The organism is Thermosipho globiformans, assembly GCF_003990895.1.
GTDB classification, from domain to species: Bacteria; Thermotogota; Thermotogae; order Thermotogales; family Fervidobacteriaceae; genus Thermosipho; species Thermosipho japonicus.
The window spans coordinates 1-21,811 of record NZ_BHXD01000016.1 but is presented as its reverse complement, the minus strand read 5'-3'; the positions used below and the strand labels follow the sequence as shown (position 1 = coordinate 21,811).

Below are 21,811 nucleotides of genomic sequence, written 5' to 3'. Positions count from 1 at the left end.
GCAGTTGAATCATCACAAAGAATAAGTGAATTAAAACAGGTAATAATTAACGTAAATGAAAGCATGAAAGAAACAACGAAATCAGTAGAAGAAATGGAAAGCTCATCAAATATGATAGAAGAAATAGTAGGAACAATCTCAAGTATAGCAGAACAAACAAACCTTCTAGCATTAAACGCAGCAATAGAAGCAGCAAGAGCAGGAGAAGCAGGAAAAGGATTTGCAGTAGTTGCAGATGAAATAAGAAAACTTGCAGAAGAAAGTAAAAATGCAACCCAAAAGATATCAGAAATATTAACAACGATAAAAGATCAAGCATTTAATGTAGCAAAATACACAGAAGAAGTAAATCAAAAGATAGGAACATCAGTAGAATCAGCAGAGAAAGTAACAGAATCAATAGAGACATTGCTTGAAAGGATAGAAAACATTTCAACAATGACAAATGATTTGGCAGCAACAAGTGAAGAACAAAGTGGTGCATCAGAAGAAGTAAGTGCAGCGATAGATAGAGTAACAAGAACGCTAGATGAGGTAGAAAATGAAATAAAACAAATGGCAATGGATGTTGAAGAACAAGCAAAACAGGCAACGGAAGTAAAAACTTACTCTGATGACTTAAATATCGCTGTATCTTCTTTGAATGAATACCTTTCTAAGTTTAAAATATAACTTAAATTAATTTGTTCTTGCTTTTTACCCCCTGATTAATATTAATTTATTCAGGGGGTTTTTGTTTTTATAAGATCTAATGGTTTCTTCTAAATAAAGTTAAGTAAAATTTATTTAATATAGCATAAATTAAACTTTTTATGGTATTATTGCTTTGATATTTTTCTGATAATAATTCATATATTAAATTAAAAACTCCACCCCTAAATTTTAATGGGTGGAGTTTTCATCTTTTAAAACCTAAACATTATTTACTTACTTAAAATTAAATAAATTGCCACTCCTGAAACTGCTGCAGAAATTACAGAAAGAATCATTGAAAAAGTGCTTAATGTAGAATTTGAAGAATTTTCTAAATTTTCAACCCTTTGTGTTAATTTTTCTACTGTACTGGTTGTATCATCTTTAAATTGATTAAAATCGCTTTCAAATTTTTCAATTTTAGCAACTGTTTGCTCCATACTATTTACCTTTTCATTTAATGAATTAATTTGTTTTTCGAATTGGCTAATTTTTACGTCATTTTGTGAAGTATAAGTTTGGAAATCTACTTTTAATTGTGTAATATCACCAGATAATGCAGATATTCTAGTATCCCAAGCTTTAGTTTTTGCATTAATATATTCTTCTAAACCTGTAACTTTATCATTTATACTATCTATCACTGCTATTTTTTCTTTCAATGATCCAAGATCTGTTTTTAAAACTGATATTTCTCCTTCAAGCCCTGAAATTTTATTTTCCATTGTCGTTTGAAAGTTATTAAATTTAGAGTTTATACTATCCTTAAATGCATTGTATTCGTTAAAACTAACTTTGCTGTCTAAAATTGTTTTTAAATTGTTACCTGACAATGCAGTTTCTAAATCTTCTAATTTTCTTGAGTTATCAGCAACTGAGTTTTTAATTGATGATAAATCGATTGAAAGACTTTTTACATCATTCTTTGTGTTAACTATTGAAGTTTTTAACTCACTTAAATCTGAAGAAAGAACTTGTACAGTATCTTTAATAGTTGCTAAATCTTCAATTTTATTCATTGCCGTACTTACAATATCTGAAAGTGTTAAGATTTGCTCTCTTAAACTACTAATATTTGAAGAATTTGAAACAGCTTTATCTATTTTTTCCTGTAAATAGTTCATAGTTCTATAAATTGCCACTGCCACTTGATACCTTGTCATTGCTTGATTTCCTTGAAATGTTCCATCAGGCATTCCACTAATTATGCCTAATTTACTTAACTCATTCACAGCATCGTATGCCCAATGATTAACTGGAACATCTTTAAAACTTGCAAAAGTTAAAAATGATATAAGTAAAGTAATGACAATCAAAACTTTTTTCATATTCTGCACCTCCCAAATTTATTTTTATACAATTTCTACCAATTTCTCTGGTATTTTGTATGCTGGAAGCTCAAAATCCGCATATCCTTCCTCAACAACAGATTTTGGCATACCGTAGACAACACAAGTTTCTTTTGATTCAGCAATAACTATTCCTTTATAATACTTTACCTTGAATGCTCCTTTAGTTCCATCTTTTCCCATTCCAGTTAATATAACTGCAATTGTTTTATCTTTATAAATTTCCGCAACTTTATCGAGAGTAAAATCTACTGCAGGTCTAACATTATTAATCTTTTCACTCTTTTCAAGATAAACCACGCTCTTTTTATCATGTTGTTTAATTCCAAGATGATAATCTCCTGGAGCAATATAAACTTTTCCAGGCTCTAAAACGTCACCTTCTTCAGCTTCTTTAACATAAAGGTTAGAAATTTTATTTAGCCTTTGTGCAAGAGATTTTGTAAACCCAGCCGGCATATGCTGAACAATTATTATAGGTGCTGGATAATTTTCTGGTAGTGGGGGAATGACCATGTCTAATGATTTTGGACCGCCGGTTGAGGATCCAATTACTACAATCTTACTTGAAACTAAACTTCTTAAATTTAATTTTTTAGATGTATAAGTAGCTTTTCTTACTAAAGACTTAACATCAACTTTCATCGCTGCTCTTATCTTTTGAATTAAATCTCCTGCAATTTTTCTAAAATTCATTGAAATACTCCCAGCAGGTTTTGTAATAAAATCCACCGCTCCAAGTTCCAAAGCGGTAATAGTAATATCAGCACCTTCTTCTGTAAGACTACTTACCATAATTACTCTTGTCGGTGCTCTCTTCATTATTTCTTTTAATGCTTCAATACCATTTAATTTAGGCATTTCCACATCTAAAGTAATAATATCAGGTTTTGTTTTTATTGCAAGCTCTATCGCTTCCATACCATCTTTTGCAATTCCTACTACTTGCATATCTTTTTCCTTTTCTAACACATCTTTTAATACCATTCTCATAAATGCCGAATCATCAACAATCAATACCCTTATTTTTTTCTCTTCCACTTTCTCACTCCTAAAATCAAATATATTAATGGAAAAGCTGCCACAAAAACAAATCCAACAACTTTAGCTATAAATACATTCCAATCAAATAAATAATTCCCAATAATTGCAATACCTACTACTACAGAAAAAAGGGCCGCCCATAAAACTACACCAGAACTTATATCCTTTATTACTTTAACTATTGGATGATATTCTGGAACAAACAAATCTAAAATTTTTTCTATTAATGTATTAATCAATTCTGAAATAATAACAAAAAAAACTGCAAAAAAAATCCATATATAGTTATTTTTATCTATCGGTAAAAACAATGTTATTGAAAGAATTACAAAACCAACTAAAAAATGTATTCTTAAATTTCTTTCACTTGATAGAGCATATATAATACCTTCAATCGCATGTTCAAAAGATTCTTTTAAATTATTCGAAGCCAATTGTCCGTTTAATTTTTCTTTCAATTCTTGGTTTGTATACCTTTTCTGTGAGGGTTGTTCCATACTTCACCGCCTCAATATTTTTTTCAACATATTTTGGATTCATATTTTCTCTAATTGAGTCAATCAAACTGCCAATATCTACCAAAGAAGTCGCCTTTAAAACAACACCTAACATTATCATATTTGCAAACATCTCGTTTCCAAACTTTTCTAAGGCCATTTTTGAAACAGGCAGTGCAATCTTTCTTTTAGTCATTCTAAACATATCAGCCGGTAATTCACTAATATGAGTATTATCTATAATAATTATACCATTATTTCTTACATTTTTACACTGCGAAATCATAGAAGGGTGTAAAATCATTAAAATATCAAACAAAGTTGCTTTAGGAAAATCTATAGGTTGATTTGAAACAAGTAGATCACAATAACTTGGTCCACCCCTAACTTGTGCGGTATAATTCTGAGTCTGAACAACATACTTTCCTGACTTTACAAGTGCCTTTGCCAAAATCAATCCAGAAACTAAGTTTCCCTGTCCTCCAATTCCAGCAATTCTAATCGAAAACGGCCTGTTTATATCCATAAATTACACCTCCGAATTTTTCACAATTGAAAATATTTTTTTGTAATTTTCATAAAAATCAGGCTTTTCCTCTTTTTTAAATTGACCAATTATTATTTTTCCCTCTAATTCTTCTTTTGATAATTTTTCCGCCTTTTCTTTCATAACTGTATTGTTTTTAAAATATTCATGTATATCCCATGCATTTCTCATTCCATTGTATCTTCCATAATAAGTATGACAATTTGTTAAGACTTCTATAACACTCATTCCTCTATGACTTATACCTTCCTTTATATACTTTACAGTTAAAGGATAATGATATACTGTGCTTCTTGCAACATAAGTTGCTCCTGAAGTTAAAGCTAACTCAACTATATCGAAAGAATTCTCTATATTCCCATATGGCATCGTACTTGCTATCTTTTCATGTGGAGTAGTAGGTGAGTGCTGCCCTCCAGTCATTCCATAAATCATATTGTTAAATATAATAACTGTAATATCTAAATTTCTTCTACATGCATGTATAAAATGATTCCCTCCAATTGCAGTAATATCACCATCACCGCCCATAACCACTACCTTAAAATCAGGTCTTGCAAGTTTTACACCTGTAGCAAAAGCTATTGCCCTACCATGAAGTGTATGCATTGTATTAAAATCTAGATAACCAGTTGCCCTTGAAGAACAACCAATTCCTGAAACAACGGCTACTCTATCCTTTTCTAACTTTAATTCATTAACCGCATCAATAAAAGATTTTAAAATTATTCCATTTCCACAACCTGGACACCAGACTGTGGGCCACCTGTCAATCCTTAAATAATTTATTAAATCATCCCTTTTCATGAACAACACCTCCATGTTTTTCAACAGAAATTTTAGATGTCTTAAACAAAAAATCTGTCAGTGAATCTGGATAATCATTTAAATACACTACCCTTTTTATACCCGCATTAATTATAAGCCTTGCACAAACTGAACATGGTTTATGAGTTACATATATTGTAGCATCATCAGTTGATATGCCAAATTTTGCTGCCTGCATCAAAGCATTTTGCTCTGCATGAAGAGCATAACACACTTCTTGATTTTCCCCAGATTTAATATTTAAATCATCCCTAATACAACCTATGTCATCACAGTGGGGAAAACCAGAAGGAGGTTGGTTATAACCTGTCGCTAAAATTCTCTTATCTTTAACAATAACAGCTCCAACTTTTCTATGAAAACAAGTAGAACGGGTAGCTATAATTTCAGCAATTTTCAAAAAGTAGCTATCCCAACTTTCACGTTTATCCCCCGATTTAGTTATTTTTAAATTTTTTAAATAAGAATCTAAATTCATTTTATAATTCCCTCCAAAATAACTTGTTCCATAAAAGATTTTAATATATATAAAATTAAAAGCAAGTCCCAAATATTTGAAATAGATTGTATTAACTATTTGTATCTACATAAAATACCTATTTAGTCAATTAATATGATAAAATATCTTTGTAATGAGAAAACAGATACATAGGAGGCGATGAAATGGAAAGTGGTAGAAAAAAAATCGAATGGGTTTCAAACTTTATGCCCTTATTAAATTACCTAAAAAAAGAATATAAAGGAGTTTTTAATGGTACTAAAATTGGGATGGCAATCCATTTGGAAGCAAAAACTGCTTATTTAGCAATTACTTTAAAAGAACTTGGAGCTGATGTTTTCGTTACAGGGTGTAATCCATTATCAACACAAGATGATGTAGCAGCTGCATTATCTGAATATGGTATAACTGTTCATGCTAAAAGAACTCATGACGAAAAAATTTATTTTAACAATCTAAACAAAGTTCTTGATCACGAACCTGAACTAATTTTAGATGATGGTGCAGATCTAAGTGTGATTTTGCATACTGAAAGAACAGAACTTTTAAAAAATGTTAAAGGAATTTCAGAAGAAACAACTACCGGAGTTAGAAGACTTTTAAACCTCCAAGAAAAAGGACTTTTAAAAGTTCCCGTTATAGCCGTTAATAATGCAAAAATGAAACATTTTTTTGACAATAGATATGGAACTGGACAATCCACTTGGGATTCAATAATGAGAAATACAAATACATTGATTGCTGGGAAAAATGTAGTTGTTGCCGGATATGGCTGGTGTGGTAGAGGTATTGCTATGAGAGCAAAAGGATTGGGAGCAAATGTTATTGTTACTGAGGTAGATCCTATAAAAGCTATAGAAGCACTTATGGATGGCTTTAATGTTATGAAAATGTCAGAAGCAGCTAAAATTGCAGATATAGTGGTAACATCTACAGGTGTAAAAGATGTGGTAAAATATGAAGATATACTAAACATGAAAAATGGTGTTATACTTGCAAACGCTGGTCATTTTAATGTAGAAATTCCAATAGAGAAAATAGAAAAAAATGCTGAAAAAACTTTTGAAGCAAGAGAAAATGTAAAAGGATATATAATAAATGGTAAAAAAATATTCGTTATTGGAGAAGGAAGACTAGTAAACCTTGCAGCTGGAGATGGTCATCCAATTGAAATTATGGATCTTTCATTTGCACTTCAAACATTGTCGTTAATTTATATTCATAAAAATTATAAAAATCTTGAAAACAAAGTTTATCAATACCCTGAAGAATTAGATGAAAAGGTTGCAACATTAAAACTTAAATCTCTAGGGATAGAAATTGATAAGTTATCAGAAGAACAAAAGGAGTACCTGAAAGGATATTGATACTATGGAAAAAATTCTAGTATTAAATTCAATTGAAGATAACTTACATTATGCTATAATTGAAAACAATAAATTAGTAGAACTATTTTCAGATGAAGAAAAAAAACTAACTGGAAATATTTATCTTGGAAGAGTTGAAAAAGTTGTTAATGCGCTTGATGCAATTTTTGTCAACATAGGTGAAAAAAAGAATGGATTTTTGAGAATTAAAGATATACCTGAAAAATACTATGATTATTTTTCATTGAAAGAAATCAAAGAAGGTACTAAAATACTTGTCCAAGTTAAAAAAGATCCAACAGGCACAAAGGGTCCTCAATTAACCGCTAACATAAGTATTGCTGGTAGGTATTTAGTAGTTTTTCCTTTTTCAAATGTTAACGGAGTATCTAAAAAGATAGAATCAGAAGATGAAAGACAAAGATTATACAAAATTGCAAATGAAATATCTAATAACAATGGATTCGGTATAGTAATAAGAACCGCAGCCGAAGGATTAGACGAAAAATATATTTACTCTGAAGCAATCACTTTAAAAGAAAAACTTGACGATTTATTATTAAATTTTAAAAGAAAAAGGAAAATCCAAATATTATATACCGAGGAAAGTTTAATAGATTATATACTTCGTGAAAGATTAACCAAAGAAATCACCCAGGTAATCACGAATAATATAAAACATATAGAAGTTATAAGAAAATATTTAAAAATATTCCCAAAAAGACCTAAAATAGAAATAATAGATGGAGATAGTTTTGAATACACAAATGTAAATAAATATTTTAAAGAGCTAATTAAGAGAACTATAACTTTACCTTCCGGTGGGGAAATAATAATCGACAAAACGGAAGCATTAACAGTAATTGATGTAAACTCAAAACATTTTACAAAAAGTCTAAATCAACAAGAAACTGCATTTAAAACAAATTACGAAGCTGTTGAAGAAATATTTAGGCAACTTCGATTAAGGAATATTGGAGGTATAGTGATTATAGATTTTATTGATATGAACAGTGAAGAAAATAAAAATAAAATACTTGAAAAAGTAAATGAAGAAATAAAAAAAGACAAAAGTAAAATTGAAATTTTTGGATTTACAAAACTTGGCCTCTTGGAATTATCACGCAAGAGAACAATCAAATCCTTTTTCGAAAATTATGTATCTATATGTCCAGTCTGTGGTGGTTCTGGTTTTATTCAATCACCAAGGTTCCTTTTAAAAGAAATTTTTACTAAAATTGAAAACGCTCCAAAAGAAGCAAAGGAAGTGATTATTAAACTTCATCCATATATGAAAAATTATATAGATAAAAGTGAATTAAAAAAAAGAAAAGATTTAATCTATCACATTCATTTTACACATACGGATCCTAAAACATTTGAGATTACTTGGAAAATATGAAAAGGGGGAAAAGATATGGAAAAAATCGAATTGACATTTAAAGATGATGGCAAAAAAGTTACTGTTGAAAAAGGAGCAACGCTAGAAAGATTTGTAGACGAGTATGAAAAATACTATGAATCTCCAATTGTTGCAGCAAAACTTAACAATTCTATAGTCGAGTTGTTTAGGCCTATTGTTAGATCTGGACAAGTTGAATTTTTAGATATAAACTCAACAGATGGCTTTAGAATATATCAAAGAGGATTGCTGTTCATTTTAAAACACACCTTAAAAAGACTATACCCCGATTATACTCTAAAAGTATCGCACAGTGTAGGAAAAGCTATATATTGCGAATTAAAATCAAAAAATAATAAAAAAATACTTTCCGAAAGTGAAATTGAAAAAGTAAAAGACGAAATGATGAAACTAATAAATGAAAACAAAAAATTTATTAAGCTTGAACTTTTAAAATCAGAAGCTTTAAAATTATTTGAAGAACTTGGATTTAATGACAAAGTAAGTTTATTAAAATATAGAAAGAAAAAAACAGTAAAAGTATATAAAGTTGATGATAATTTTGATTACTTCTATGGCTATATGCCTTTAAGTACTGGAATACTAAAATACTTTGATCTTGCAAAATATGAAGAAGGGTTTGTTTTGATTTTACCAACATTTAAAAACAAAAAACCGATAATCGAATTTAAACCTCTACCCAAACTTTCAGCAGTATTTTTAGAATACGAAAAATGGTTAGAAATTATGAATATAGATAGTGTAGGAGATTTAAATGATTTAATTGCAAAAGGGGAAAGAAGTGTAACCGATTTAATAATAATGTCAGAAGCATTGCATGAAAAAAGAATAGCCTTCATTGCTGAAGAAATAAAAAAGAGAAAAAATGTAAGATTAATCTTGATTGCTGGACCATCTTCAAGTGGAAAAACTACCTTTTCAAAAAGACTCATGGTTCAATTACGTGCAAGTGGGCTAAGACCAGTTACAATTTCCTTAGATGATTATTTTGTAGATAGGGAAAAAACTCCACTTGATGAAAATGGAAAACCTGACTTTGAAGCTTTGGAAGCAATAGATATTGAATTATTTAATAAAAATCTCCTTGATTTATTTGAAGGAAAAACTGTTGAAATACCCAAATTCGACTTTACTAAGGGTAAAAGAAAAGAAAAAGGTACTCTGATGAAAATATCTAAAGATCAACCAATAATTGTTGAAGGTATACATGGCTTAAACCCAAAATTAACCAGCTTAATACCAGAAGAATTAAAATTTAAAATTTATGCAAGCGCTCTAACACAATTAAATTTAGATAATACAAATAGAATCCATACCACTGATACCAGACTTCTTAGAAGAATAGTTAGAGATAGCAAATTTAGAGCTCATGATGCTCTTGCAACTCTAAAAATGTGGCCAAGCGTTAGAAGAGGCGAAGATAGAAATATCTTCCCACATCAAGAAAATGCGGATATAATGTTTAACAGCGCTCTTGTATATGAGATAGCTGTATTAAAGATATTTGCTGAACCTTTACTTATAGCGGTTCCTGATGACGTTCCAGAAAGTACTGAAGCAACAAGACTTTTAAAAATTCTTGATTACTTCTTGCCAATTACAAATATTGAAGATATTCCAAGAACTTCTCTTATAAGAGAATTTATTGGAAGGAGTGTGTTTAAATATTGAAAAAATTTATTGTCGCTATAGTAATCTTTTTTCTATCTTTAAATAGCTTTTCTGAAATTATAAAATTTGATAATTATACTATAAATGCAACAAATCTAAACTTTGAGACGGTCGAAGAAATTTTAGAAAAATATTCTAAGTTTCTTTCAACAAGCGAAATTTCAACCGGAACAATTGGCTCATTCAATTACATTGAGTGGGAAGATAAAATTATCTATTTTTCTAAAAACGTAGTTGTCTTAGGAGAAAATGCGTTAGATAATCCAAATTTTGATGACATTTTCAATTTTTTTAATATAAAATACTTAAAACAAGAAAATGATTATAACTTTGCTGAAATGGTAATAACAAAAGTAGAAGATTTTGGAAGTTATTTACAGTTTGATTATCTCGGCAAAAATTTTATTGATATTGAAGCAACTGATAATGCTATTAATATAATTTCAAAAGGATTAATATATTTCAATAATAATCTATATGAACCTGGAAGTATATTATTAACCAAAAATATTGATTCTTCATACAAAACTGAATTAAACATTTTACCTAAAAGAACAATTGTACAATTTATTAAAGAGTACAATATTAAAAACATTATTGTAAAGCTTTTTGGTGAAAAAATTGAAAAGTACGATTCTAAAAGTTTTGCTATAATATTCAAAGATAGTAATATAAATGCTGTATTTGTACCAAACTACTCCCCGGATTTTTCCGGAAATGATTGGAAAGTTTTTTCAATATCGGACAAATTTGGAAAACTTGTTTCAAAAAAATTTAATTTAAAACTCTTTTATGTCCCATTTGTTCAAATTCCAAAAGATCTTCCAGCTATTGTAATTTTTACTCCACAAAATAATTGGAACCAAATTTCTGAATTTGTTGAAGGTGAGTTACAATGAAGAGGATAATTACATTACTTTTTATACTTATAGCTTCTTTTACACTAGTTGCTTCAAAAATTGCTTTTATTGAAAATAATGGTATAATTCTTTTAGAAGTAGGCGAAATTTCTTCAAATAAGGTTGTAGCTGTACAAGAAATTTTTGAAAAATTTCCAAAAGTTAAATTAAATAACAATCAAAAAAACTTTGTACCTCAAGGCATTTTAAATGCTTATTATTTTGTTGATACGGCATTAATAATTGATTTAAATTCTAAAAATATACAAAATTACAGTAGTGAAGAAGAAATTTTTCTACTATTACAAATTTTATATTCACTTTTTGAAAATATAAATGGTATTGATAGAATTTATATATTGGTAGATGGAAAACAAAGTGAAATTTTTATTAGAAGCGTTAATATTTACTTTTCTTTTCCTAAAGATTTATATAAAATTGAAAAGGGGGATTAAAGGTATGGCAGAAAAATTTAATTTACAAGACAGATTTTTAAACATTCTAAGAACTAACAAGATACCAGTAAAGGTTTACTTGGTTAATGGTTTTCAAACTAAAGGAATTATAAGATCCTTTGATAATTTTACAATGCTTCTGGAAAACGGTAGTCAACAAAATTTAATTTATAAACATGCAGTTAGCACAATCATGCCAGAAAGTTTTGTTAAACTAACTAAGCAACAAAACGAAGAATCAGAAAATGAGGAAAAATAAAGCATTAATTATAGGTTTATATAAACCTTCATATGCCGAATCTTTTCTAGAGTTAGAAGAGTTGTGTGAAACTATAGGAATAAAAGTTGTAGATAAAATCTTTCAGAAAAGAAACAAACCTAATCCAGCTTTTTACATAGGAAAAGGGCTTTTAGAAAAAGTAAAGGAATTTTTTATACGTGAAGATATTGATTATTTGGTTATTGATGATAATATATCACATATTCAAAGAAGAAATATAGAAAAATATCTTGAAAAAAAAGTTTATGATAGAACCGAAATTATATTGGAAATCTTTGCAAAACATGCAAAAACAAATGAAGGAAGGTTGCAAGTTGAAATTGCAAGATTGAAATATTTATTGCCATACCTTATTGGACAGGGTAAGGAACTTTCAAGATTAGGTGGAGGCATAGGAACAAGAGGGCCTGGAGAAAAAAGATTAGAATATTCAAAGAGGTATATTAAAAATAGGATTAAAAAGTTAGAAAGCAAGTTAAAAAAGATTAAATCTATTAGGCAAGTCCAAAGAAAAAAAAGAAATCAAAGCAATATCTATAAAGTTTCTATAGTTGGTTATACTAACGCTGGAAAAACTACATTATTATCAAATTTAGCCAAGGAAACTTTGTTGTCAAAAAATGAAATGTTTACAACTCTTTCGCCCGTTTCACGAAGAGTATTACTTCCAAGTGGTAGATATGCAATTTTTTCTGACACAGTTGGTTTCATAAGAAATCTACACCCTTTAATAATAGAAGCCTTTCATTCAACTTTAGAAGAAATAAATTTTTCAGACTTGATAATAATTTTAGTTGATGTAGCCGACAAAAACTTTGAAGAAAAAATAAAAATAATTCATAAAACGCTTGAATCAATAAATATAGCTAAGATAAAGACCTTACTGGTATTCAACAAAATTGATTTATGCCATAAAGATTATATTAAAAATTTGCAAAGAAGATTTTCAAATGCAGTTTTTATATCTGCAAAAAACAAAGAAAACATATCAACACTCTTACATCAAGTAGAAAATTTACTACAGAAGGAGGTCAAAATTTAAATGAAAAAAACAGTCGTTTTTATTCTTTTAATATTAATTACTTTATCATTTTCAAATTTCATTCCACCGGTAGATGATAGTTATATTACTTCGTCCTTTGCTGAATTCAGAAGTACAGGTAATTTACCACATTTTCATGGGGGAATTGATTTCAGCACATTTTCGAAAGAAGGTATACCAATTAAAGCTATTTATGAAGGCTATGTTGTTAGAGTTGAATTAAATGACCCTATTTATGGAAACGTTATTGTTTTACAACATCCTAACGGTTATAGATCTCTATATGCACATCTCAGCAGTTTTAACTATACAATCGAAAATATTATAAAAAGCTTACAAGAAGAATTTCAAAACCAAAAAATTGTTATTAATTTTCCAGATAATGAAATTAAATTTTCCCAAGGTGATATTATTGCATATTCTGGAAAAACTGGTGAAGCTGTAAAACCTCATTGTCATCTTGAAATAAGAAATAGTGATGAAACGTTAATGTTTGATCCTATAGATTTTTTGAATGTTCCAGCTCCAAATGGTGAAATAATTTTGAAGGAACTAATTATAAACGGAAAAAGTTATAACTACATTGAAGGTGAAACTTATTCCTTTAAAGGGGATTATCCTAAAATTGAAATAAATTCTTATTTATTTGTTAACAATAATTTGCTTGGTCTTAAAGAAATAAAGCTTTACATTGCAAACAAACTAGTGTATGATATATTACTTGATGAAGTATCAAAAGATGAATTTTATAAACCATACATTGTTTATTCAAAAGATTCAATTGCAGCAGGCTATATATACAAAACATATTATAAACTTTATCCAGAGATGCTTGGTGGACCAATTAAAGTTAATAATTTTCCAACTCTAAATACAAATACAGACTTTTTCCAAGTAAGAATTGAAGCATATGACCCATGGAAAAGGGTTAAAGAATTTACTTTTAACCTTAAGCGGGAGAGATAAATATGTTTGGTTTTTTTAAGAAAAAAAAGAATATAGAGAAAAATCCATTTTATAACGAAAAAGATTCTTTGGTTATATATTTAAAATGTGACAAATGTGGGGAAGTTTTTAGAAGCCATTTAAGAAAGGGTTATGATTTTTTAAATGAATACGATAATCCAAATGTCAGGTACAAAATAGAAAAATTATACGTTGGTTCAAAATGCCCAAACAAAATTGAAGTTAGAGCACAATTTACTGGTTCATATAAACCAGTAAGTTTTGATATATCTGGAGGTAGATTTATCTCAAAAGAAGAGTATGAAAAGGAGGTTGAGGGATGAAAAGACTATTCACAAGTGAAAGTGTTACTGAAGGTCATCCAGACAAGGTAGCAGATCAAATTAGTGATGCTATCTTGGACGCGATGTTAGAACAAGACCCAAAGTCTAGGGTTGCTGTAGAAACACTAGTTACAACAGGTATTGCAATAGTTTCTGGTGAGGTAACAACAAGAGCATATGTCGATATCCAAGACATAGTAAGAAAAACTATTTTAGATATTGGTTATACTAGAGCAAAGTATGGTTTTGATGGTGAAACATGTGCAGTATTGTCCTCAATTCACAGTCAATCCCCAGATATTGCACTAGGTGTTGACAAAGCTCTTGAAGCAAAAGAAGGCGAATTAAAAGCAGAAGATGAGCTTGAACAAGTCGGAGCAGGAGACCAAGGAATGATGTTTGGTTACGCTACAAATGAAACAAAAGAATATATGCCACTCCCAATAATGCTTTCTCATAAGCTTGCTATGAAACTATCTGAAGTAAGAAAAAATGGTACACTTCCGTTTTTAAGACCTGATGGAAAGACTCAAGTAACAATTGAATACGACGAAAACGACAAACCAGTAAGAGTCGATACTGTTTTAATTTCTACACAACATGAGCCTGATGTTACTATTCCAGAAATAAAAGAAGCATTGATTAAACACGTAATTGATCCTATAATTCCAGAAGAACTTAGAGATGATAATATGAAAATTTTAGTAAATCCTACTGGAAGATTTGTCTTAGGCGGCCCATCAGCAGATACAGGACTAACTGGAAGAAAAATTATCGTTGATACCTACGGTGGTGCAGTACCTCATGGTGGAGGTGCCTTCAGTGGGAAAGATCCAACAAAGGTAGATAGATCTGCACACTATTTTGCAAGATACGTTGCTAAAAATGTTGTCGCAGCAGGTCTTGCAGACAAATTTATGATTCAAGTTGCTTATGCAATTGGAAAAGCACATCCAGTATCAGTAATGATCAATACCTTCGGAACTGCTAAAACTGATGAAGATAAAATCTTAAAAGCAATTCTCGAGATTTTTGACTTTAGACCAGGTGCAATAATCAAAAAATTAAATCTTTTAAGACCAATATACAAGAAAACTGCAGCATATGGCCACTTTGGAAGAGAACTAGAGGAATTTACTTGGGAAAAATTAGATATGGTTAATGAACTTAAGAAAATTTTATAATAAACGGGAGGTATGAGATTTATGCCAAACATAAAATCTGCAAAAAAAAGGGTTAAAGTTTCAGAAAGAAATAGATTAATCAATAAAGCATATAAAACAAGAATGAAAAATTCCATAAAAAAAGTTTTATTAGCACTTCAAGAAGGAAAATCACGTGAAGAGGTTGAACAATTATATAAAGTAGCTCAAAGTGCAATTGATAAAGCTGCTAAAATAGGTGCAATACACAAAAACCAAGCATCAAGAAGAAAATCAAGATTAATTGCGAAAATAAACAAACATTTTGCAAGTAAAGAATAATTTTGGAGGTGCAGCATGCCGTTTCATTATACAATAGAAATGCTAGTAAATGAACCAAAAGCTAAATCAATTCTCCAAAATGAAGAAATAATTAACTTAGCAGAAAAAAATGAAACCAAAATCGAATATCAAAACGGAAATCTTATTTTGACTTGTGCTGAAAATCAGGACCTTGACGAAGAATTAGTTAAAAAAATTTTAAGTACTATAAGTGGAAGTGTTACAGCAAAAGCTTATCTAATTGACGGAAAATCAAAAATTGAAATTTTTAACGGAAAACTTGATCCTAAAAATCCATTTGGAAATTCTCAAGATGACATTCAGGAAAGAACTATTGAAAGTATAGAAGAAGAAATGGATGATAGTGGAATAGTAATCGACGAAGATTTAGAAGACTTTTTAGATTATGATGAAGAAGAATAAAATTAAATTAACATGGCTTTGAGTTAAAACTCAAAGCCATGTTTTTATTTTACAAAACTTGACAAAATTTTAGAAAGAACATTTGCAAAGCTGATATACTCATTATTTTCAAAAGCAATTTCGCTTTCAAAGCTATAAAGAGAAAGAAATCCAACGCATTCTTTATCTTTAAATATTGGGATCGATAGTGATGAAGTTAGTCTTAATAAATTTCCATGTTTTACCAATTCATTAACTTTTTCCATTCTTTTATTATCTACTTCCAAATAGTATTCATCTAAAATCTCATCCAATTTTACTACCATAGGTTTTTTAAATCTTTCAGAATATATCTCATTCTCATAGAATAACAATTTTTTCATAAATTCATCATTATCAAATCCATATGACGATTTAATTTTAAAATAGTTATTAATTTTTTTAGACAATAATGCAGCATCAACTTCGGATAAATTTTTTACAATCATCTCTAAAAAAATATCCAAACTATTACTTGAAAATAATCCTTCTCTTTCCCACTCTTCATAAAACTTTGCATAAATTATTTGTATCAAATCAAAAAATTTTGACTTCAAATTATTCTTCAATAATTCATTTGCATTTCTAAAAGCTATAATAAATTTTAATCCATCTTTTATCACATTTACTTCAAAAATACCATAATCATTATCAAACAAAAAATTATTTTCATCATCTAACATTTTAATTCGATACTGACTTAAGAAAATTTCTATAATATCCCGAGTTGTATCTAAATCAAATTTAGAATAATAAACTTTGTAGTTATTAACATTATATTCTACAACTATATCAAATAATCTACCTAACATTAAATCGCTAATAAAAATCACCTCCATTTTCCTCTATTTATATTATTTTACCACGAAAACTTTATGATACAATTTATTTAGATTAACTTAAAATGAAGGGGGTATAAAATGTATATCTTTGTAGATTATGATGGAACATTAGTTAAAAACAGTGAAGAAGAATTTATGAAAGTATATTTTTCAATTCTTTCAAGAAAAGTAAAATTACCTGTTGAAAAAATTTTTAACCTAGTAATGCACAGTATTTACGAAATTACAAAAATCGAAGATTCTTCAAAAAATCTTTTTGAAAGATTTTTGGAATCAATTTCCAAAAAAACTGGTAAAGACAAAGATTATTGGTATAACATTTTTCTAGAATTTTACAAAAATGAATTTGATGAATTAAGAAAATTTATAATCATAAACGAAAAACTAACCAACTTTATAAAATACTCTAATTATAAATTTATATTTGCATCAAATCCATTATTTCCTGAAATTGCTGTTCAAAAAAGAATAGATTTTGTAAATTTATCTCTAAACAACTTTTTCTACATTGCTACAATGGAAAATTCACATTATGCAAAACCAAACCCAAAATTTTTTGCTGAAATTTTAGAAAAGCTTGGTATTGCTGCTGATAAATGTTTAATGATAGGAGATACTGAAAATGATAAAGCCTCTGAAAAAGTTGGTATTAAATTTATAGATGTGAATAATTTTGAACCAGAATTAATTAAAATTTATTTCGAAAAGTAATTTAGCTGACTAGGGGGAAAAATATGCCTGTAAATCTTAAATTTGATCACTCATGTATTAACTGCGAGAAAATAAACACAGATGACAGAAATTTAAAAGGGCTTCCCTGCATTGAATGTCTTCCAAATGAAACTAATGATTATATTAATAGTTTAATAACGACTAATAAACTATACAAATTAGAAAAATATATTAGATTTGAAAATGAATTCAAAGACTTTTTTAATTTTTTCGTAGAAAAAACAGGATTAAAACCAAATGGATATCAAAAACTATGGTCAAAAAGAATTTTACTCTCAAAAAGCTTTACAATGATAGCACCAACTGGCCTTGGGAAAACTACCTTTGGAATTTTAATGGCTATTTGGCTTGCCAAAAAAGAAAAAAAATCGATATTAATATTTCCAACAATTGCAATTGTAAAACAAGTTGTTGAAAAAATTGAAAAACTAGATAAAACAATAAAAATATTGTACTACAATTCAAACATGAAAAAATCTGAAAAAGAAGATTTTGAAAAACGATTCAAAAAAGATGACTATAAAATACTTATAGTCTCAACTCAATTTATTTCAAAACGTAAAGAAGAATTAAAAAACAAATTCTTTGATTTTGTATTTATTGACGATGTTGATTCAGTACTAAAGTCGTCAAAAAACATTGAAACAATAATTATGTTAACTGGTGTACCAGAAAATGTAATAAATGAAACATTAAAAAAGTTAAAAAGCGGACAAAAGCCAGAAATTAAAGATATTAATAAAGGAATATTAGTTGTATCTTCTGCAACTGCTATGCCTAAGGGAATAAGACCTTTATTATTCAGATACATCTTTAACTTTAATTTGGGAAAACAAAGTTTTTTTTCCAGAAATATAATTCACATTAGATATAAAGCCAAAGAAATTAATCAACTAATCGAATTATTAAAAATTTTAAATGATGGAATAGTAATCTACGCCGAAAATGAAAATGAAGCAAAAAAACTAAAAGAAATACTTAAAAAAAATAATATTGAAGTTGGAACAAGCTGGGAAAATTTTGAAGAGTCTTTTGAAAAATTCAAATATGGAAAATTAAACATTTTAATTGGAATTTCTTCCTATTATGGAAAACTTGTTAGAGGAATAGACTTGCCTGAGAAAATAAAAGCTGTTATCTTTTGGGGGATTCCAAAGTTTAGAATCAAAAAAGAAAATTTAATTTTACCGGACATCTACACATATGTACAAGCAACCGGAAGAACTTCAAGATTATTTAAAGGGAATCTATTAAAGGGTGCTAGCTTTGTTTTTGAAGAAAATGATGAAATATTTGAAAAACTTTCTTCTAGACTTTTTTGGATTACTGATGAAGAATTTTACAATTACAGTGATATAGACATAAAAAAATTAGTTAACGAATTAAATGAATCAAGAAAAAATATACAAAATAAAGACTTAGAATTTCCTTCCAAACTCATAATAGTTGAATCTCCAATAAAAGCAGAAACAATAGCAAAATTTTTTGGTATTTCTTCTATAAGAAGTTTAAACGGGTTAATTTTTTTTGAATCAATAACTAAAGATGGTTTGATGACAATAACTGCAACAAGAGGACACACATATGACTTAATCACAAAAGAAGGTTATCATGGTGTAGAATTTTCAAATAATACCTTTATTCCAATTTATAACACAATTAAAAAATGCAAAGAATGCGGTTATCAATTCGTAGATAACTACGATAAATGCCCAAAATGTAATTCAAAAAAAATTGATGATAAATTAAATATTTTAAAGGCCCTAAGAGAACTAGCTCTTGAAGTTGATGAAATTTTGATAGCATCGGATCCAGACGTTGAAGGTGAAAAAATTGCATATGACATTCTTCAATATATTTACCCTGTAAATAGTAATATTAAAAGAATAGAACTTCATGAGATAACTCGTAACGCATTTCTAAAAGGAATCGATGAAAAAAGGGAAATAAAAGAAAATTTGGTGAAATCTCAAATTGTAAGACGAATTGAAGACAGATGGATTGGGTTTGAACTAAGTCAAAAACTACAAACCAATTTTAAAAGAACACTTTCTGCTGGAAGAGTTCAAAGTACCGTGTTAGGTTGGATTATTCAACGAGAAAAAGAGTACAAAAATAGTATTAAAAAATTCACATCTTTTACATTTGAAAATGGATTAAAAGTAGAATTTGAAGGAATACATGAAAATGCTACCCTCAAAATTGAAAACATCTATGAAGATACAATAGCTCCACCAGCACCTTTTAATACTTCAACTATTTTATCTGAAATTTCAAAAAAATATAAATTATCAGTAAATGAAATTATGTCCATTCTACAAAATCTTTTTGAAAATGGATTTATAACTTACCACAGAACCGATTCAACTAGAATTTCAAAAACAGGCCAGGCAGTTGCAGAAAAATACTTTAAATTAATTAATAAAACTCATTTATATAAGCCAAAAAGTTTTGGAAATGAAGGTGCTCATGAAGGAATTAGGCCAGTAAAGCCTATTTCGCCAGAAGAACTTAAAGATATGATAAAAGAAAAAATAATAAATCTTGATAAAAAACATTTACTAATCTACAAAGAAATATTTAATAGATTTCTTGCAAGTCAATCCAAAGAAATTAAAATAAAAAAAGCAAGACTAAACATAATTACTGAAAATTCAGAAAAAAGTGAAGAAATAATAACTGAAATTTTAGAATATGGTTGGAACATTTTTATGCCAATAAAAGTCATACAATTAATGGATGAAAATAAAGTAACTGATAGAAAAGTTTACAATAAACATACGGTTCCGCTTTTTACACAAGCAACTATAATTGAAGAAATGAAGTCAAAAAATATAGGAAGGCCTTCAACATACGCTAAAATAATCTCAGTTTTATTTGAAAGAAAATATATATTTGAAGATAAATATAAACGAATAATCCCCACAAAGCTTGGAAAAATTGTATACAACTTTTTAAATTCAAAATACAACAAATTCATAAATGAAGAAACAACCAGAACATTAGAAAAAATAATGGACGAAGTTGAAAAAGGCAGAAAAGAATTTCAACAAACACTTCATGAAATATATAATGAGATAAAAGGGGGGATTAAATGAAAAAAGTAAGTACTGGAATTATGGGTTTAGATGAAATACTCAATGGCGGTATTCCAGAAAAAAATGTTGTTCTACTTAGTGGTGGACCTGGAACTGGTAAATCAATATTTTCCCAGCAATTTCTATGGCACGGGCTTCAAAATAGCGAACCTGGGATTTACGTAGCGCTTGAAGAGCATCCAATCCAAGTTAGACAAAATATGTCTCAATTTGGATGGAGCATAAAACCATTTGAAGAAAAAGGATTATTTGCACTTATTGATGCATTTACTGCTGGCTTTGGAAAATCAAAAGAATTTGAAAAGTACATAGTTAGAGACCTAAATGATTTACACGATTTCATAGATGTATTAAGACAAGCAATAAAAGATATAAATGCTAAAAGAGTTGTTATAGATTCCGTAACAACATTATATTTAAACAAGCCAACCTATGCTAGAAGCATAATCCTTCAACTCAAAAGAGTACTTGCAGGTACAGGGTGCACTTCTTTATTAGTTAGCCAAGTTAGTATTGATGAAAGAGGCTTTGGTGGTCCAGGTGTGGAACATGGTGTAGATGGAATTATAAGACTTGATCTAGATGAAATCAAAGGTGAACTTAAAAGATCGTTACTAATATGGAAAATGCGAGGAACTGCTCATTCATTAAAAAGGCATTATTTTGAAATTAATGAAAAGGGTATAAAAATTTTGAATTGAGGGGGTGAAACATATTGATACCTCTAAATCCAGTTGGAAAACAAGAAATTCACAAACTTGAAAGTATATTACTTTATGCAACATTATTTAGAAAAGATGTTTTAGATCTAATAAAAGATCCGTCTGAAAGACTTACATGGGTTGACAGTTTAGCAGTTGCCTCAAGTGCTATAGCCAGAGAAAAAGCCGGTATGAAAATTCCTGAAATAGCTGAAGAACTAGGTAGAACAGAACAAACAATTAGAAAACATTTAAAAGGAGAAAGTAAAGCGGGTCAAATTGTTAGAGAAACATACAAAATGCTAAAGCAAGGTGAAATTAAAGAATCACAAATTGCTATTGATTCAATTTTAGAAGAAAACGAAAAATTAAAGCAAGAAAATTTAAAACTAAAGAATTTATTAAAAGATATAATCAAACAAATTCAAAAAACTATTTAAGGTTCATTTATTTATTAGCAAATTAAATTTGGTAGCATGTAATTTTTTGTGTAAATACCTCTTCTTGGATGGTAATAAATTAATTAAATTGGATTATAATTCTTAAATTATCTTCATATGAATTAACGTCTATATTGTAATATGCTTTAATAGTAATTTCTAGAAGTTTTTAATGTGAGTTTTTGAAAAC

General features: G+C 28.6%; 24 protein-coding genes. 17 read left to right on the top strand and 7 right to left on the bottom strand.

All coding sequences use genetic code 11. The features are described from left to right. A partial coding sequence (locus EO083_RS09090) for a methyl-accepting chemotaxis protein (protein WP_241230030.1) occupies positions 1 to 672 on the top strand: 672 nt, incomplete at its 5' end. 251 nt (positions 673 to 923) lie between these two features. Here the strand turns inward: EO083_RS09090 and EO083_RS09085 are convergent. The 6 genes from EO083_RS09085 to EO083_RS09060 are packed head-to-tail and all read right to left on the bottom strand — an operon-like array spanning position 924 to position 5,436. Continuing rightward, the gene (locus EO083_RS09085) at positions 924 to 2,021 is read right to left on the bottom strand and encodes an S-layer homology domain-containing protein (protein ID WP_126994027.1); all 1,098 of its coding nucleotides are present in this window, start codon (positions 2,019 to 2,021) and stop codon (positions 924 to 926) included. Between the two features lie 24 nt (positions 2,022 to 2,045). Continuing rightward, positions 2,046 to 3,083 carry a protein-glutamate methylesterase/protein-glutamine glutaminase gene (locus EO083_RS09080; RefSeq protein WP_126994025.1) on the bottom strand — a complete coding sequence of 346 codons (1,038 nt, stop codon included), beginning with the start codon at positions 3,081 to 3,083 and terminating at the stop codon, positions 2,046 to 2,048. Beyond that, positions 3,065 to 3,544: a diacylglycerol kinase family protein gene (locus tag EO083_RS09075; RefSeq protein ID WP_126994023.1), complete on the bottom strand. Its 480-nt coding sequence runs from the start codon at positions 3,542 to 3,544 to the stop codon at positions 3,065 to 3,067. Before EO083_RS09075 ends, EO083_RS09080 begins: the two co-directional genes overlap by 19 nt. Beyond that, entirely contained in the window at positions 3,507 to 4,109 is a 603-nt protein-coding gene (locus EO083_RS09070; protein WP_126994021.1) for a 2-oxoacid:ferredoxin oxidoreductase subunit gamma family protein, read from the bottom strand. Before EO083_RS09070 ends, EO083_RS09075 begins: the two co-directional genes overlap by 38 nt. Before the next feature lie 3 nt (positions 4,110 to 4,112). Beyond that, positions 4,113 to 4,937 (bottom strand): 2-oxoacid:ferredoxin oxidoreductase subunit beta, encoded by an 825-nt coding sequence (locus tag EO083_RS09065; protein WP_126994019.1) that lies wholly within the window; start codon positions 4,935 to 4,937, stop codon positions 4,113 to 4,115. Beyond that, positions 4,924 to 5,436 carry a deoxycytidylate deaminase gene (locus EO083_RS09060; RefSeq protein WP_126994017.1) on the bottom strand — a complete coding sequence of 171 codons (513 nt, stop codon included), beginning with the start codon at positions 5,434 to 5,436 and terminating at the stop codon, positions 4,924 to 4,926. The genes EO083_RS09065 and EO083_RS09060 overlap by 14 nt, the downstream gene beginning before the upstream one ends. A gap of 185 nt (positions 5,437 to 5,621) precedes the next feature. On the opposite strand from EO083_RS09060, the gene EO083_RS09055 reads away from it, so the two are divergent. From EO083_RS09055 to EO083_RS09000, 12 genes are read left to right on the top strand one after another with little or no spacing between them, the layout of a single operon-like run. After that, complete coding sequence (locus EO083_RS09055; protein ID WP_126994015.1) at positions 5,622 to 6,824, top strand: adenosylhomocysteinase; 1,203 nt, start codon at positions 5,622 to 5,624, stop codon at positions 6,822 to 6,824. A 4-nt stretch (positions 6,825 to 6,828) separates the two neighbouring features. Further along, positions 6,829 to 8,226, top strand: coding sequence for an Rne/Rng family ribonuclease (locus EO083_RS09050; RefSeq protein WP_126994013.1), 1,398 nt, complete (start codon positions 6,829 to 6,831; stop codon positions 8,224 to 8,226). A 15-nt stretch (positions 8,227 to 8,241) separates the two neighbouring features. Further along, on the top strand, positions 8,242 to 9,918 hold the full coding sequence (locus tag EO083_RS09045; RefSeq protein WP_126994011.1) for a nucleoside kinase: 1,677 nt from the start codon (positions 8,242 to 8,244) through the stop codon (positions 9,916 to 9,918). Beyond that, on the top strand, positions 9,915 to 10,817 hold the full coding sequence (locus EO083_RS09040; RefSeq protein WP_126994009.1) for a DUF4941 domain-containing protein: 903 nt from the start codon (positions 9,915 to 9,917) through the stop codon (positions 10,815 to 10,817). The genes EO083_RS09045 and EO083_RS09040 overlap by 4 nt, the downstream gene beginning before the upstream one ends. Then, the gene (locus EO083_RS09035) at positions 10,814 to 11,272 is read left to right on the top strand and encodes a GerMN domain-containing protein (protein ID WP_126994007.1); all 459 of its coding nucleotides are present in this window, start codon (positions 10,814 to 10,816) and stop codon (positions 11,270 to 11,272) included. The genes EO083_RS09040 and EO083_RS09035 overlap by 4 nt, the downstream gene beginning before the upstream one ends. Positions 11,273 to 11,276: 4 nt before the next feature. Further along, positions 11,277 to 11,531, top strand: a complete 255-nt coding sequence (hfq, locus tag EO083_RS09030) for an RNA chaperone Hfq (RefSeq protein ID WP_004103489.1) — start codon at positions 11,277 to 11,279, stop codon at positions 11,529 to 11,531. Then, positions 11,518 to 12,594, top strand: a complete 1,077-nt coding sequence (hflX, locus tag EO083_RS09025; RefSeq protein WP_126994005.1) for a GTPase HflX — start codon at positions 11,518 to 11,520, stop codon at positions 12,592 to 12,594. Before hfq ends, hflX begins: the two co-directional genes overlap by 14 nt. Further along, complete coding sequence (locus EO083_RS09020; RefSeq protein WP_126994003.1) at positions 12,595 to 13,560, top strand: M23 family metallopeptidase; 966 nt, start codon at positions 12,595 to 12,597, stop codon at positions 13,558 to 13,560. 2 nt (positions 13,561 to 13,562) lie between these two features. Beyond that, on the top strand, positions 13,563 to 13,883 hold the full coding sequence (locus tag EO083_RS09015; RefSeq protein ID WP_126994001.1) for a hypothetical protein: 321 nt from the start codon (positions 13,563 to 13,565) through the stop codon (positions 13,881 to 13,883). After that, on the top strand, positions 13,880 to 15,067 hold the full coding sequence (metK, locus tag EO083_RS09010; protein ID WP_126993999.1) for a methionine adenosyltransferase: 1,188 nt from the start codon (positions 13,880 to 13,882) through the stop codon (positions 15,065 to 15,067). Before EO083_RS09015 ends, metK begins: the two co-directional genes overlap by 4 nt. A 21-nt stretch (positions 15,068 to 15,088) precedes the next feature. Beyond that, positions 15,089 to 15,367, top strand: coding sequence for a 30S ribosomal protein S20 (rpsT, locus tag EO083_RS09005; RefSeq protein ID WP_004103501.1), 279 nt, complete (start codon positions 15,089 to 15,091; stop codon positions 15,365 to 15,367). 15 nt (positions 15,368 to 15,382) lie between these two features. Beyond that, positions 15,383 to 15,790: a hypothetical protein gene (locus tag EO083_RS09000; protein ID WP_126993997.1), complete on the top strand. Its 408-nt coding sequence runs from the start codon at positions 15,383 to 15,385 to the stop codon at positions 15,788 to 15,790. A gap of 44 nt (positions 15,791 to 15,834) precedes the next feature. Here EO083_RS09000 and EO083_RS08995 read toward each other — a convergent pair whose 3' ends face one another. Further along, positions 15,835 to 16,641, bottom strand: coding sequence for a hypothetical protein (locus EO083_RS08995; protein WP_126993995.1), 807 nt, complete (start codon positions 16,639 to 16,641; stop codon positions 15,835 to 15,837). Positions 16,642 to 16,728: 87 nt separating this feature from the next. On the opposite strand from EO083_RS08995, the gene EO083_RS08990 reads away from it, so the two are divergent. The 4 genes from EO083_RS08990 to EO083_RS08975 are packed head-to-tail and all read left to right on the top strand — an operon-like array spanning position 16,729 to position 21,621. Next, a complete protein-coding gene (locus tag EO083_RS08990) occupies positions 16,729 to 17,361 on the top strand; it encodes an HAD family hydrolase (RefSeq protein ID WP_126993993.1) in 633 nt (210 codons plus the stop codon). Positions 17,362 to 17,384: 23 nt separating this feature from the next. Continuing rightward, positions 17,385 to 20,480, top strand: coding sequence for a reverse gyrase (gene rgy / locus EO083_RS08985; RefSeq protein WP_126993991.1), 3,096 nt, complete (start codon positions 17,385 to 17,387; stop codon positions 20,478 to 20,480). Further along, the gene (locus EO083_RS08980; protein WP_126993989.1) at positions 20,477 to 21,181 is read left to right on the top strand and encodes a KaiC domain-containing protein; all 705 of its coding nucleotides are present in this window, start codon (positions 20,477 to 20,479) and stop codon (positions 21,179 to 21,181) included. Before rgy ends, EO083_RS08980 begins: the two co-directional genes overlap by 4 nt. A 14-nt stretch (positions 21,182 to 21,195) precedes the next feature. Continuing rightward, positions 21,196 to 21,621, top strand: coding sequence for a transcriptional regulator (locus EO083_RS08975; protein ID WP_126993987.1), 426 nt, complete (start codon positions 21,196 to 21,198; stop codon positions 21,619 to 21,621). Positions 21,622 to 21,811 lie beyond the last annotated feature (190 nt).

What these genes read in the sequence shown, in the direction of transcription:
- hfq (WP_004103489.1), top strand. Translation starts at nt 11,277, where the DNA reads ATGGCAGAAAAATTTAATTTACAAGACAGATTTTTAAACATTCTAAGA.
- EO083_RS09070 (WP_126994021.1), bottom strand. Translation starts at nt 4,109, where the DNA reads ATGGATATAAACAGGCCGTTTTCGATTAGAATTGCTGGAATTGGAGGA.
- EO083_RS09000 (WP_126993997.1), top strand. Translation starts at nt 15,383, where the DNA reads ATGCCGTTTCATTATACAATAGAAATGCTAGTAAATGAACCAAAAGCT.
- EO083_RS09065 (WP_126994019.1), bottom strand. Translation starts at nt 4,937, where the DNA reads ATGAAAAGGGATGATTTAATAAATTATTTAAGGATTGACAGGTGGCCC.
- metK (WP_126993999.1), top strand. Translation starts at nt 13,880, where the DNA reads ATGAAAAGACTATTCACAAGTGAAAGTGTTACTGAAGGTCATCCAGAC.
- EO083_RS09045 (WP_126994011.1), top strand. Translation starts at nt 8,242, where the DNA reads ATGGAAAAAATCGAATTGACATTTAAAGATGATGGCAAAAAAGTTACT.
- rgy (WP_126993991.1), top strand. Translation starts at nt 17,385, where the DNA reads ATGCCTGTAAATCTTAAATTTGATCACTCATGTATTAACTGCGAGAAA.
- EO083_RS09015 (WP_126994001.1), top strand. Translation starts at nt 13,563, where the DNA reads ATGTTTGGTTTTTTTAAGAAAAAAAAGAATATAGAGAAAAATCCATTT.
- EO083_RS09085 (WP_126994027.1), bottom strand. Translation starts at nt 2,021, where the DNA reads ATGAAAAAAGTTTTGATTGTCATTACTTTACTTATATCATTTTTAACT.
- EO083_RS08980 (WP_126993989.1), top strand. Translation starts at nt 20,477, where the DNA reads ATGAAAAAAGTAAGTACTGGAATTATGGGTTTAGATGAAATACTCAAT.
- EO083_RS09060 (WP_126994017.1), bottom strand. Translation starts at nt 5,436, where the DNA reads ATGAATTTAGATTCTTATTTAAAAAATTTAAAAATAACTAAATCGGGG.
- rpsT (WP_004103501.1), top strand. Translation starts at nt 15,089, where the DNA reads ATGCCAAACATAAAATCTGCAAAAAAAAGGGTTAAAGTTTCAGAAAGA.
- EO083_RS09050 (WP_126994013.1), top strand. Translation starts at nt 6,829, where the DNA reads ATGGAAAAAATTCTAGTATTAAATTCAATTGAAGATAACTTACATTAT.
- EO083_RS09020 (WP_126994003.1), top strand. Translation starts at nt 12,595, where the DNA reads ATGAAAAAAACAGTCGTTTTTATTCTTTTAATATTAATTACTTTATCA.
- hflX (WP_126994005.1), top strand. Translation starts at nt 11,518, where the DNA reads ATGAGGAAAAATAAAGCATTAATTATAGGTTTATATAAACCTTCATAT.
- EO083_RS09055 (WP_126994015.1), top strand. Translation starts at nt 5,622, where the DNA reads ATGGAAAGTGGTAGAAAAAAAATCGAATGGGTTTCAAACTTTATGCCC.
- EO083_RS08990 (WP_126993993.1), top strand. Translation starts at nt 16,729, where the DNA reads ATGTATATCTTTGTAGATTATGATGGAACATTAGTTAAAAACAGTGAA.
- EO083_RS09035 (WP_126994007.1), top strand. Translation starts at nt 10,814, where the DNA reads ATGAAGAGGATAATTACATTACTTTTTATACTTATAGCTTCTTTTACA.